The following is a 13,258-nucleotide window of genomic DNA, read 5'->3' as shown; positions in this document are numbered from 1 at the left end:
GCAAGGGGGCTGTCTGCCCCCTCTTGGGCCGTGGCCCAATTCACCCCCGAGGATATTTAGGGCCAGATGAAGAGGACCCCGCTGAGCGCGGGACAGGAATTCGAATGAGCGACTTGATTGGTTTCTGGACAGGCGCATTGCGCCAGCATTGGGGTCTGGATGCGCGACTGACCCGTTTGGATGGCGAATACGACCTTAACTTTCTGGTGCAGGCGACAAATGGTCAGGACTATGTGCTCAAAGTCATGCGCGCCGGATGTAAGCAGGAACTCGTGGACCTTCAGGTCAAAGCTTTGGATCACATCGCGCACGTTGCGCCGGGATTGCCCTTTCCGAAGGTGATACAAGATCTTGAAGGTGTGGTACTGCCACAAATTGAAGATCAGGAAGGTGCGCCGCGTCTAGCGTGGCTGCTGGAACGCCTTCCGGGGCATTGTTACGCTAAGGCCGCGCCTAAATCCGAAGACCTGATACTCAGGCTGGGGCGCGTATTGGGGGCAACAGATCGCGCATTGGAAGGGTTTTCGCATAGCGGGTTGAACCGGGCCAGCTTCAAGTGGGACCTGACGCAGGCCGGCTGGATTTTGGAAAAGTTGGACGCGATTACGGACACCGCGCAGCGGGCGCTTTTGACAGAGATTTGCGCCGAATTTACAGCGACCTCAACTGCGCTTGCCACGTTGCCGAAACAGGCGATCCACAACGACGCCAATGATTACAACATTCTGGTCGAAGGCGATCTGGGTCAGCGCCAAAGCGTATCCGGACTGATAGATTTGGGCGACATGTGTGCCGCCCCCCGCGTGTGCGATCTGGCGATTGCCGGGGCGTATATCGTTCTGGATCACCCCAGACCAGAACATGCGTTGGCCGCTTTGGTGCGCGGGTATCACGCGGCCAATCGTTTGCGTCCGGAAGAGGTTGACCTGATCTGGCCTTTGTTACGGATGCGGCTGGCGGTATCGGTTGTGAACTCGACCTTGATGGCGGCTGAAAACCCTGATGATCCGTATGTTACGATCAGTCAGGCCCCGGCGTGGCGGTTCCTGGAGAACAAGGCGGTGAATGGTGACCTGATGTCTGCGCGGTTGCGTGTGGCCTGCGGGCTGCCTGTCACCGACGGCGCCGAGCATGTCCTTACCTATCTGCATGAGCATCGCGGACAGTTTGCCCCAATGTTCGGGCAAGACTTGACCGATGTGCCGATGGGGTCTTTGTCGGTGGAAAACTGTGTCTGGCCGCAGAATCCTTTCGACATGCCTTTGGCCGAGGCCGCGCGCGTGGGCGAGGAGTATGGCGAGGGCCTGTGGCTGGGTTACTACAACGAACCGCGCCTGATATATGCCGAGCCGGGGTTCCGCAAGGGGCCGTGGAAAGCGTCAGATCGGCGGACGGTACATCTGGCCGTGGATGTGTTTGCCCCGGCGGGCACCATGCTGCACGCACCGATAAGCGGACGGGTTGAGGCGGTCGAGAACCGTGACGCCCATCTGGACTATGGCGGTGTAGTGATCCTGCATCATGAAACGCCCGAGGGGGATGCGTTCTATACGCTCTATGGTCATCTAGACCCCGAGGTGTGCGAGCGACTGAAACCTGGTGATCCCGTGGCTCAGGGCGCGGCATTCGCGCGTCTGGGGGATGCCAGCCAGAACGGAGGCTGGGCCCCACATGTGCATTTCCAACTGGCGATGACCACGGACGGAATGCAGAATGATTGGCCAGGTGTTGGTGATCCCGATGAGATGGAGCTGTGGCACGCGGTCTGCCCAAACCCCGCAGCCCTGCTGAACCTACCCGATGACAAGATGCTCTATCGCCCGACCGACAAGCAGGCGATCCTACAAGGGCGGCTCGACCATTTCGGTGGCAATCTCAGCCTGACTTATGACGACCCGGTGATGCTGGTGCGCGGGTGGAAACACCACCTGTTCGATGAATGGGGGCGCCCTTACCTGGACGCCTATAACAACGTCCCCAATGTGGGCCACGCACATCCGCGAATTCAGGCGGTGGCGGCGGATCAGTTGCGGCGGATGAACTCGAACACCCGCTATCTGCACCCGGCACAGACCGCTTTTGCAGACAAGGTGCTGTCGAAACTGCCCGATCACTTTGAGGTCTGTTTTTTCGTCAATTCCGGCACCGAGGCCAATGAACTGGCCCTGCGGCTGGCGCGCGCGCATACCGGGGCCAAGGGGATCGTGACGCCGGATCACGGTTATCACGGCAATACGAATGCAGCGGTTGCGATCTCGGCCTACAAGTTCAACAAGCCCGGCGGCGTGGGTCAGGCGGATTGGGTCGAACTGGTCGAAGTGGCCGACGATTATCGCGGATCATTCAAGCGCGACGATCCCGACCGCGCCACAAAATTCGCGAATTTTGTAGACCCTGCGATTGCCGCTTTGCAGGACAAAGGGCACGGCGTCGCAGGTTTCATCGCCGAGACTTTCCCCTCGGTCGGAGGTCAGATCATCCCGCCCAAGGGTTATCTGCCCGCAGTCTATGAAAAAATCCGCGCCGCCGGAGGGGTGTGTATCGCCGACGAGGTGCAGACCGGGCTGGGCCGTCTGGGTGAGTATTACTTTGGCTTCGAGCATCAGGGCGCGCTGCCCGATATTGTGGTCATGGGCAAACCCATCGGCAACGGGCACCCTCTGGGTGTGTTGGTCACGACCAGGGAAATCGCGCAAAGCTTTGACAACGGGATCGAGTTCTTCTCGACCTTCGGCGGTTCAACCTTGTCCTGCCGGATCGGGAAAGAGGTGTTGGACATCGTCGATGATGAGGGGTTGCAGGAAAATGCCCGCGTAATGGGCGCGCGCCTGATGGACGGGCTGCGCGGGATTGAGGGTGATTTCGCCTGTGTTGGCGACGTGCGGGGCATGGGCCTGTTTCTGGGGGTCGAGTTGATCAACCCAGACGGATCCGAGGGCACCGAGATCTGCAAATACGTCAAGAACCGGATGCGCGATCACCGCATCCTGATCGGCAGCGAAGGGCCCAAGGACAACATCCTGAAAATCCGCCCGCCCCTGACGATCGAGGCGGATGATGTCGACATGATCCTGTGGGCGCTGCGCGTTGTGCTGACCGAGGTGGGCGACTATGCCCCTGCCCCGGCCTGCGATCATGACCATCACCATGCCGGATGCGGCTGCTGTTGAGCCAGAAAAACCCCGGCGCGAGGAGCGTGCCGGGGTCTAACGCGCCCGCCACTTAGTGCAGCACGGTCGCTGGGGGTTGGCGGCCAGTCGTCGGCATGGGGACCGCTGACGTCATACGTCGCAGCGCCAGCCCCAGTTCTTCGGATAGCGAAGCCAAAGCCGGGGCAAAATCCGCCCGCACAATTAGCGATGCCATCATCATGGCATCCTCGCGTGCGCCTTCGGAGGCCGATGCGATCATCTGGGCAAAACAGTTTTCATCAGCACCCAGGCACGAGCATCCCAGCCCATGACGGATCAGGGGCCGACGTCCATGATGGGCGCATAGGGAACACAACCTGTCCAATGTCATCATGGCCGCGTGTCCCACATCCGCGCCCAACGCGATCTGAAAATCACTGGCCGCATCCGCACGTGACTGGCCGCCATCGCTCCATAAACGCAGGTACATTACGGCACCGGCCTCGATCGGGCTTAAATCTGCCAAGCGACCGACGGGTGCCCCGCCGCGCGACGTTTGACTGCTCATTTTGTCAAGATCAACTTACCGGCGCGAGTGATGCGCAACGTATAGAGCTGATCACCCAGCTCGATATGCGCAAGATTGCCACCCTTGGTCAGGTCTTCGGCCTTGTGCGAAGGCAACATGGACACAGCGTAGGACTGAGCGGGGTTTGGGGTCTGCATATTCATTAGGGCAACTCCAGAATATCTTGGCGCTTGGCCGATTGTGTTCGCAATTCAAGTTTCTGGCTGGCCCGGTTCCGGGTTTGCTGACTGACTTGCCGATAATCTGATAAATTTACTCAGGTATGTCAAGAGGCATAATCGGATGCTTAATCGACCTTCCTCAATTGCAAGGCGCTTCGGTTGGAGATAGGTGTCTCGCGACGATCAAATGGGGGATTTTTCGATGACCGCAACAATCATGTTCGACCTTGACGGCACGCTTGTCGACAGCATCCCCGACATCGCTGCCGCGGCGAACAAGATGCTGCGGGACACCGACACAGCGCCCTTGCCACAGGACACGATCAAACAGTTTGTCGGTAACGGCCTTCCGAAACTGGTCGAACGGGTGATCCTGCACTGCGGTCTTCCCTTAGCGCACCACGCGGACCTGACGCAAAAAACGCTGGCATACTACAATGCGGCCTCCAGCGACCGGACCGTTCCTTATCCCGGCGTTGCCGAAGCCCTGGCAGAACTGCAAAAAATGGGGTGCGTCCTTGGCGTATGCACCAACAAACCCGAGGCCCCTGCCCGACACATTCTAAGCGCACTTAAGCTGGATCATCATTTTGACACCGTGTTCGGAGGAGATACGCTGCTGGTCCGCAAGCCGGACCCTGCCCATTTGAACGCAAGCTTTGATGCTGTTACATCCGCTGGTCCGCGCCTCTATGTCGGCGACAGTGAAGTTGACGCCGAAACAGCGCAGCGGGCAAAGGTGCCGTTCCTGTTGTTTACGGAAGGGTATCGAAAAACACCAATTTCGGAAATTCCACATTCGCGCGCCTACGACCACGCCAGTGAATTGGCCGCGCTTGTAGTTGACGTGCTGGACGAGATGGGCCAACCGACCTCGTGAAAGCGAGGGGCCAGCATAGGGGGTAAGTCGCCAGCCCCTCAGGGGAAAAGTGGTAATGTCCGCGGTTATTCCTTGGATAAGCCCGTGTTAACCACTTACGCTGGGGCAAGATATAGGGGGTTTCCCGTAGTCCCCTTTAACCTCCTGTTAGTTCAAAACTTTTAAGCGAAAATTTCGTAAGAAGCAGCGCTTCGCCAAAAGAAAATGGCGGAATGGAAAACCCATCCCGCCATAACAGAACTGAACAATTTCGCCGCTCGGCCTGTGTCAGATGGCCAGATACTCTTCGCGCAGTTGGGAGTTCTCAAGCACCTCGCTGGCGGTGCCGTCAAAAACGATGCTGCCCGTATCCAGAATGATAGCTCGATCCGCCAGTTCCAACGCGCGCACAGCGTTCTGTTCGACGATGATCGTTGTCATGCCCTGCTGTTTGACGTGGACCAGCGTCTTTTCGATCTCATCCACGATCACCGGAGCCAACCCCTCGTAAGGCTCGTCCAGCAACAGTACCTTGATGTCGCGGGCCAGGGCCCGCGCGATCGACAGCATCTGCTGCTCACCACCCGACAGGGTCACGCCCTCTTGCTTGCGGCGCTCACCCAGACGGGGGAACAACTCGTAAAGCCGCTCTAGTGACCATCCGATCGGAGGCGCGATCTGGGCCAATTGCAGATTTTCCTCGACCGTGAGGCCGGGGATGATCCGCCGGTCCTCGGGCACCAGACCCAGCCCCGCGGCCGCCGCTTCGTAACTGGTCATGTTGTGCAGCGGTTGATGATCCAGCCAGATTTCGCCATGGCGCACGTCAGGCTCACCCACCCGCGCAATCGAGCGCAGGGTCGAGGTCTTGCCCGCCCCGTTCCGGCCGAGCAGAGCCAAAATCTCGCCCTCATGCACGTTAAAGCTGACACCTTGCACGATGTAGCTTTCGCCATAGTAGGAATGCATGTCCCACACCGACAGGAAGGCAGGCGCGGTGGTGGCCATATTCGCGTTTTTTGAAAAGTCAGGTTTCTCGTTCATAGCTTTTCCTTACGCAGCCTCGCCCAGATAGGCTTCGCGGACCTTGGGGTTACCGCGAATATTCTCCGGAGTGTCCTCGACCAGTGGCGTCCCCTGCGCCAGAACGGTGATCCGCTCGGCCAGACTGAAGACCACATGCATATCGTGTTCGATGATGGCGATGGTGATATCGCGTTCATCCTTGATCTGTTTCAGCAGGTCGATCGTGTTGTTCGTATCGGCCCGCGCCATGCCCGCCGTGGGTTCATCCAGCAGCAGCAGACGCGGGTTCTGGCTGAGGCACATGCCGATCTCAAGCCGCCGTTTATCGCCGCGTGACAAGGATGCGGCATGCATCTCGCGTTTGTCGGCCATGTTCATCTCTTCCAGCATGGCTTCGGCCTGTTCAACGATGTCCTTTTCATTGGCAATCGTTTCATAGGCGTGCATTCGAAACGCACCATCCCGCATGGCGAAGATCGGGATCAGCATGTTCTCCATCACCGTCAATTCGCCAAAGATTTCGGGCGTCTGGAAAACGCGACTGATGCCCATCTGATTGATCTGGTACGGTTCAAGCCCCAGGACCGAGTTGTTGTCGAACAGAACCGACCCGGTGTCCGGCATCAGCTTGCCCACCAGACAGTTCAGCAGCGTCGACTTGCCCGCACCGTTTGGCCCGATGATGGCGTGAACCGAGTTTTCCTCGACGTTCAGGTTCACATCCGTCAGCGCCTTGAGGCCACCAAAGCGTTTACTGACGTCTTTTACTCGCAGAATTGCCATGATCGCCCTCCTTTATTCCGCTGGCTCAGTCTTGCCCGACGGTGCATCGTCGGTGCCTGATTTTTTGCGCTTGAACCATTTCATCAGGCGCTGCCCACCTTCTACAAGGCCACCCGGCAGATAGATAACGACAAGCATGAACAGGATACCCAGGGTCAGGTGCCAGCCTTTTCCGATGAACGGGTGGATTAGGAACACAACGGCGTCTTCCAGACCGTCAGGCAGGAAAGCGAACCAACTGTGCAGGACGTTGTCGTTGATCTTCGAGAAGATGTTCTCGAAATACTTGATGAAGCCCGCGCCCAGAACCGGGCCGATCAGCGTACCGGTACCACCAAGGATGGTCATCAGAACAACCTCGCCCGAGGCTGTCCACTGCATCCGTTCCGCCCCGGCCAGCGGGTCCATCGCAGCCATCAGACCACCGGCCAGACCAGCATACATGCCCGAGATCACAAAGGCCGCCAATGTATATGGCTTGGAGTTCAGACCGGTATAGTTCATCCGCTGCTGGTTTGACTTTACCGCCCGCAGCATCATGCCAAAGGGCGAACGGAAGATGCGGATTGCCAGATAGAACACCACCATCATGACAATTGCACACAGGTAGTAACCTGCGTTGAAGTCAAAGCTCCAGGCGCCCACATCCAGCGTATAGGTCGCCCGCATGGGCAGGCCGAACAAATGCGGCAGGTCCGGCGCATTGGCGCCCTGCAGAATTTGCGGATCATCCGCATAGACCTGAAGGCCGGTTTCACCATTGGTCAGGTTGAACTTGGGGTTCGACAGCACCGAATAGGCCAGAGCAAAGCTCATCTGCGCAAAGGCCAGCGTCAGGATCGAGAAGTAGATACCCGAACGCCGCAGGCTGACAAAGCCAATCAGAAGCGAGAACAACCCGGCGACGACGACACTCAGCGCGATGGCCGGAATGACATTATAGCTGAGCAGTTTGAACATCCAAACGGCCGAATAGGATCCCACGCCCAGAAAGGCCGCGTGGCCAAAGGACAGATACCCGGTCAGGCCAAACAGGATGTTGAAGCCAATGGCAAAAATGCCAAAGATCACAAAACGCTGCATCAGGTCAGGGTAGCCCGCGTTGAACTGCGCCATGGCGCTGTCCGACGGGAATGGGTTCAGGATGAAGGGGGCCAGCAGCGTCAGGATGCCGACGATGATCAGCAGGCTGGTGTCTTTTTTGTTCAGTCCCAACATTGATTATTCCTCCATCACGCCTTTGCGCCCCATCAGACCGCGCGGTCGCGTCAGCAGCACGATAATGGCGACAAGGTAGATGATGATCTGGTTGATGCCCGGTATCGTGGTCGTGGCCCAAGTAGTCGAGGCAAAGCTTTCAAGAATGCCCAACAAGAACCCGGCCAGCACCGCTCCGGGCAGCGATCCCATGCCGCCCACAACAACCACAACGAAGCTGAGCACAAGGAAATCCATACCCATGTGATAATTCGGCGGGTTAAGCGGCCCGTACATCACACCAGCCAACCCTGCCACCGCGGCGGCGATGCCGAACATGATGGTAAAGCGACGGTCAATATTGATGCCCAGCAAACCCACGGTTTCGCGATCCGCCATGCCCGCCCGAACGACCATACCAAAGGTCGTGAATTGCAGGAATGAGAACACAGCGCCAATGATGGCTACGGCAAATCCGAAATAAACCAGACGCCAGATCGGGTAGATGATCGCGTTCGGATCGAAGCCGATCATGGTGCCCAGATCAACCGAACCGCTTAGCGCGTCAGGTGGCGGGGTCTGGATCGGGTTGGCACCGAAGAAATACTTGACGATCTCTTGCAGAACGATGGCAAGGCCAAAGGTCACCAGGATCTGGTCTGCATGAGGGCGCTTGTAGAAATGTTTGATCAGACCACGCTCCATCACGTATCCGACCAACAGCATGATCGGGATCGCAAACAGGATCGCCAGGGGAACGGACCAGTCGATGATGGTCGCTCCGACCTCGGGCCCGAACCACGCCTGAACATAGGGGGTTTCCACTTTCAGCGGATTACCCAGAAAATCGGTCTGGGTTTCGTCAAGGGTTACGAAGCTCAGGTTCATGAGCTTTTGCAGGGTAACGGCGCAGAAAGCCCCGATCATGAACAGCGCCCCGTGCGCAAAGTTCACAACCCCTAGCGTTCCGAAAATCAGCGTCAGCCCCAGCGCGATAAGCGCATAGGCCGACCCTTTGTCCAGACCGTTCAGAATTTGCAATAGGATGGCGTCCATTGGCCCCACCTCGAGATTGGTCAGCGTAGATTGAGTGGCTTAGCAGGCCATCATGCCTGCCGAAAATGTCTGGCCGCCGTCAGGCAGCCAGACCATTACCTCAGGTTATGCGCCCGGGTTGCACTGACCCAGTTCGCCACCGGCGAACATTGGGTGCTCGGGATCGTATTCGACCTGCGCACGTGGCGTGATCTCAACGATTTCCAGCGTGTCATACGCGTTGGTCGGGTTTTCATTACCCCGCACAACCAGCACGTCTTTGAAGCACTGGTGGTCGGCACCGCGATACCAGGTCGGGCCGTTGCCCAAGCCGTCGAACTCGAAATCTTCCAGAGCTTCGACAACACCGCAGGGATTGAAGGTCCCCGCACGCTCACAGGCATCCGCATAAAGCAGGGTCTGCGCATAGCAAGTCTGGGCCGAGTTTGATGGCGGTTTGCCATACTTCTCGCCAAAGGACTTCACGAAGGCCTTGGTGCCTTCATCCTGCAACTGCCAGTTCCAGTTCATCGAACCCAGAACGCCCTTGATGTTCTCGCCCGCACCGGCGGCCATCAGTTCGGAATAAAGCGGCACGACGATCTTGAAGTCCTTGCCGTTGGCAACCTTGTCGAGCAGGCCGAACTGGATCGCGTTGGTCAGCGAGTTCACCATGTTGCCGCCGTAGTGGTTCAGAACCAGCACGTCCGCGCCCGAGTTCAGAACCGGAGCGATATAGGACGAGAAGTCTGTCGACGCGAGTGGTGTTTTCACCGTGTTGACCGTTTCCCATCCCAGAGCTTCGGTCGAAGCGACGATCGACTCTTCCTGGGTCCAGCCCCAGTTGTAGTCAGCCGTCAGGTGATAGGCGCGGCGCTCGTTGCCCATCTCTGCCGCCAGCACCGGTGCAAGGGCTGCACCTGACATATAGGCGTTGAAGAAGTGGCGGAAGCCGTTGGCCTTCTTGTCCTTGCCGGTGGTGTCATTGGCATGGGTCAGACCCGCCATAAAGATCACGCCCGCTTCCTGGCACAGGCCCTGAACCGCAACGGCCACGCCCGAGGACGAACCGCCATTGATCATCACCGCGCCGTCTTTTTCGATCATCGACTTGGCCGATGCGCGTGCGGCGTCCGACTTGGTCTGCGTATCGCCGGTGACGAACTCGACCTTCTTGCCAAGGATACCGTTCCCCTTCAGGGCCTTGGACGAAAACGTGTTCAAACAGCCTCCGTCGCCTTCGCCGTTCAGATGCTCAACCGCCAGTTGCTGCGCGAGCAACTCGTCATTACCTTCTTCGGCGTAAGGACCTGTTTGTGGGACGTTGAATCCCAAAGTGACAGAGGACCCTGTCGGTTCGTTGGTGTAGGCAGCAGCCGACGAAGCGGTAAAGATCGTAGGCAGGGCCAGACCGGTTCCCGCAACGGCACCGGACTTCAGCACGCCGCGGCGTGTGACAGATTTATTGGTCATTAATTCCTCCCATTTCCCATTTTCCGCCCTCTGGCTCCTCTTCCATCGGACGAAATCGCATTTCTGCGTGCAGTAAGTATGGAGGCGCTTCTGAAAAATTCACAACAACCCATTAATTTCGAAGGAATCTTATGTAAACAAATACACAGAAACGAGAATGTTTTGTAACTGTTTTGACACCAGTGATTGTTAGGCTCTATTTTCATTCAATTAAATAGTAAAAATGCTCACCCTCGGCATTCAGGCCCATCCCGATATTTCTGCAAACCATGAGTCCATACTTACTGTAATACCCCTCCACGAAGTACCAGGTTGAAACTTACAGACCGAATGCCTCGCATAAACCCACACGCGTAACATCGCTCTGATATGGCAGTCGATGGCCATCAACCCGACTCAAAGACTCTTCTGACACCAGCACAAAACGGCTGGAATTGCCTCTGCTTTCCGGCCCAATCCCAGACACAGTGAAAGTTGAAACGACGCATTGTCGTCGCAACGGCGACTAATTAGTCACAACTTCCAAGCGATACCCTCGAATTAGTTAAAAATTAATTTTCGGTTCATTTTCAAGTGATATTTCTGGTTGGCCGAGTAGAATCGGTAAATGTGAAAAGACTTTATAAATCATTAACCTGCAATTTTTTACGAGTAACGGAACGGTGTGACATGAATGGGGGGAAAGCTCATCGCGGAGTGTGGCTGCCTAACACGCTTCACGCAAGAGCCATCATAAATTTCATTCACTGGAGCCAAGGTGGTCTGGTATTGGACGCCGCGCTGAAGGGCATTGTTGAAGCCTTCGGTGCAGATTGCGGCGTGATTAGTCGGCTCTGGCTCAACAAGGGGGCGCATCGCGTTGCCGCCCGTGCGGACACGCGTGATCCGGCCGTCAGCCGCCCGCTGTTCTTGTCCTTTGCCAACGATGCATTGGGCCCTTTCCGCAACATGCCGAAACGGGCATCCGTTTTCAGCTTGCGTGAGGATGGTGAAGATCCCAGCGATTTGTCACCCGTCCTTGTCGATTGGGTAACTCATCGCAAGATTAAGGACATTCTGTTTGTCTGCCTGGATCACCAAGGGGGCGAGATCGACTTTCTGGAGCTACATTTCGGGCAAACCCCCGAACCTGGTTTCAAGGAAGCCATTGAACAGATCGCTCCGCAGCTTTCAGAAACCTACCAAAGCCGTCGACCGGGTTTGGTCACCGAAGCTTTGTCGCGCCAAACAGTGTCGACAATTCGGAAAAGCACAACGGACACTCCAATCCTAAGCACAGGAAACCCGGCTGGGTTGACCCGCGCTGAATGGCGCGTATGCGCGCTGGTTTCGCGCGGCATTTCTCCGCAAGGGATCGGCACAGAGCTTGGAATTGGGCCAGCAACTGTTAGAACGCATCTGAAGCATATCTATTCGAAAACAGGTCTGGATAACTTTCACATGCTGGCAAGACGTTTGGTTTCAGTCGAAGAACGCGAAGCACTGCACGGAAAGCAGCATCAGGCAAGGGCTTGATGCCAGACACCGACTGGCAAAATTGGCTGGCATTGTGGCTGTTCGCACCGCTGTTCGTCGCAATGGCCTGGACGGATTTCACCCAACTTCGGATTCCAAATACCTACTGCATTGTGGGCCTGATCCTGTTTGTGGCTGCCGCACCCTTTCTGACATGGAACGAGCTTCTTTTGCGCTTGCTGATCGCGGGGGCGTGCTTTGTGATCTGTTTCGGTCTGTTTGCCATCAACTGGCTTGGCGGGGGGGACGCCAAGATGCTACCCATCGTCTTTCTTGCTGTTCCTTCGACCCAGATACCGAACTACCTGTTCTTGTTTGCGGCCGCGATGGCGGTCGGTCTGGTTGGCATGGCCTTGTTCCGCCGTCTTGCGCGCGATACTTCCCCTCGTTTCAAGTCGACCGCCCAATCACGTGAGTTTCCAATGGGCATCGCAATCGGGTCGGCAGGATTGGTCCTGATCGCCATATCAGTCGCGGAACTGACCGGTTAACGATCAGTTCCCGAACGTTTCAGCATAGCGGATAAAGATCGGCGTCAGGATTAGGCCAGCGATTGCTGGCAGCATCAGGAAGGCCATCACACCCGACATTTTCACCGGCAGCTTGTTGGCCATTTCCTGCGCCCGCAATTCGCGCAACTCGCGCATCTCTTCGGCGTATGTGTTCAGTGCTGCCGCAAGCGGCACACCGAATCTTGTCGACTGAAGGACAACGCTTACGAAGGAACTCATTTCTTCGATACCGGTGCGACGGGCCATGCGCATGAGCGCTGTGTCACGGTCGCGACCGGCCTGAATTTCACTGAGCGCAATCAGGATTTCTTCGGACATTTCGGGCGAAACCAGCTGCATTTCCACAGCGACCTTCAGAAGGGCCTGATCAAATCCCATTCCCGCTTCGACGCCGATCTGAAGAAGATCCAGCATGTTGGGAAAGGCATTTTCCATAAGACGCTTGCGCTCTTTGATGCGCGCGTTCATCCAGTATTGAGGGCCAAAGAAACCAACCGCACACAAAATGGCGACGTTACGGATGATTTCCATCAGGTCCAAGCTGGACATATATTTGCCGATGGAATTACCGACACTGTTCGCCGGCTGCCAGTTCAGCAACAGGATGAACAGCAAAGGCAGTGACGTGGCCAACATCAACCGCAGGAAATAATACCCCGCAATCGCGTTCTTTCCCCGAAAGCCCGATTTCGCCAGAACCTGCCCAACTTCGAAGCGTTCACTGGCATCGCTTGGGATCAAGGCCGCGCTCAACCCTACCGGAGCCTCGCCTTCGAGGTCATTGGTTGTTGTCCGGGCCAGGTTTTGACGCTGACGGCTCGGCATCATACGCTCGGCCGCTGTGGAGCGTTCGCTTAACGATGACGAAATTCCCAGAAAAGCGATAATTGCGCCAACAGCAACAAGGCCAAGGATCAAGGCTTGTGTTGCCCAGCCACCATCCAAAAGTGAACTAATAAATTCCATCGTAAATTCTC

12 protein-coding genes are annotated in these 13,258 nt (G+C 56.8%); 4 read left to right on the top strand and 8 right to left on the bottom strand.

Going from position 1 to position 13,258, the window contains the following annotated elements:
* Window positions 1-104: 104 nt before the first annotated feature.
* Window positions 105-3,170, top strand: a complete 3,066-nt coding sequence (locus GOX73_RS09730; protein ID WP_171126253.1) for an aminotransferase class III-fold pyridoxal phosphate-dependent enzyme — start codon at window positions 105-107, stop codon at window positions 3,168-3,170.
* Between the two features lie 52 nt (window positions 3,171-3,222).
* On the opposite strand, the gene GOX73_RS09725 is transcribed toward GOX73_RS09730, so the two are convergent.
* Window positions 3,223-3,699, bottom strand: coding sequence for a hypothetical protein (locus GOX73_RS09725; RefSeq protein WP_171134875.1), 477 nt, complete (start codon window positions 3,697-3,699; stop codon window positions 3,223-3,225).
* Complete coding sequence (gene hemP, locus GOX73_RS09720; protein ID WP_171126255.1) at window positions 3,696-3,863, bottom strand: hemin uptake protein HemP; 168 nt, start codon at window positions 3,861-3,863, stop codon at window positions 3,696-3,698. The genes GOX73_RS09725 and hemP overlap by 4 nt, the downstream gene beginning before the upstream one ends.
* A gap of 220 nt (window positions 3,864-4,083) precedes the next feature.
* Here hemP and gph point away from each other — a divergent pair, with 220 nt between their 5' ends.
* Window positions 4,084-4,761 carry a phosphoglycolate phosphatase gene (gph, locus tag GOX73_RS09715; RefSeq protein ID WP_171126256.1) on the top strand — a complete coding sequence of 226 codons (678 nt, stop codon included), beginning with the start codon at window positions 4,084-4,086 and terminating at the stop codon, window positions 4,759-4,761.
* 267 nt (window positions 4,762-5,028) lie between these two features.
* Here the strand turns inward: gph and GOX73_RS09710 are convergent, their stop codons facing one another.
* From GOX73_RS09710 to GOX73_RS09690, 5 genes are all read right to left on the bottom strand, one after another.
* The gene (locus GOX73_RS09710) at window positions 5,029-5,784 is read right to left on the bottom strand and encodes an ABC transporter ATP-binding protein (RefSeq protein WP_171123749.1); all 756 of its coding nucleotides are present in this window, start codon (window positions 5,782-5,784) and stop codon (window positions 5,029-5,031) included.
* Window positions 5,785-5,793: 9 nt separating this feature from the next.
* A complete protein-coding gene (locus GOX73_RS09705) occupies window positions 5,794-6,549 on the bottom strand; it encodes an ABC transporter ATP-binding protein (protein ID WP_171123751.1) in 756 nt (251 codons plus the stop codon).
* A gap of 12 nt (window positions 6,550-6,561) precedes the next feature.
* Complete coding sequence (locus tag GOX73_RS09700) at window positions 6,562-7,767, bottom strand: branched-chain amino acid ABC transporter permease (protein ID WP_171123753.1); 1,206 nt, start codon at window positions 7,765-7,767, stop codon at window positions 6,562-6,564.
* A gap of 3 nt (window positions 7,768-7,770) precedes the next feature.
* Entirely contained in the window at window positions 7,771-8,802 is a 1,032-nt protein-coding gene (locus GOX73_RS09695) for a branched-chain amino acid ABC transporter permease (RefSeq protein WP_171123755.1), read from the bottom strand.
* A 105-nt stretch (window positions 8,803-8,907) separates the two neighbouring features.
* A complete protein-coding gene (locus GOX73_RS09690; RefSeq protein ID WP_171123757.1) occupies window positions 8,908-10,254 on the bottom strand; it encodes a substrate-binding protein in 1,347 nt (448 codons plus the stop codon).
* A gap of 669 nt (window positions 10,255-10,923) precedes the next feature.
* Here GOX73_RS09690 and GOX73_RS09685 point away from each other — a divergent pair.
* Together GOX73_RS09685 and GOX73_RS09680 are read left to right on the top strand one after the other, a co-directional pair.
* Complete coding sequence (locus GOX73_RS09685) at window positions 10,924-11,769, top strand: LuxR family transcriptional regulator (protein ID WP_171123759.1); 846 nt, start codon at window positions 10,924-10,926, stop codon at window positions 11,767-11,769.
* Window positions 11,769-12,260 carry a prepilin peptidase gene (locus tag GOX73_RS09680; protein WP_171126257.1) on the top strand — a complete coding sequence of 164 codons (492 nt, stop codon included), beginning with the start codon at window positions 11,769-11,771 and terminating at the stop codon, window positions 12,258-12,260. The genes GOX73_RS09685 and GOX73_RS09680 overlap by 1 nt, the downstream gene beginning before the upstream one ends.
* Window positions 12,261-12,263: 3 nt before the next feature.
* Here GOX73_RS09680 and GOX73_RS09675 read toward each other — a convergent pair whose 3' ends face one another.
* On the bottom strand, window positions 12,264-13,247 hold the full coding sequence (locus GOX73_RS09675; protein WP_171126258.1) for a type II secretion system F family protein: 984 nt from the start codon (window positions 13,245-13,247) through the stop codon (window positions 12,264-12,266).
* Window positions 13,248-13,258 lie beyond the last annotated feature (11 nt).

The organism is Ruegeria sp. HKCCD7221, assembly GCF_013031225.1.
In the GTDB taxonomy this organism is placed as follows: Bacteria; Pseudomonadota; Alphaproteobacteria; order Rhodobacterales; family Rhodobacteraceae; genus Ruegeria.
This window is presented reverse-complemented; position numbering and strand designations above follow the sequence as displayed.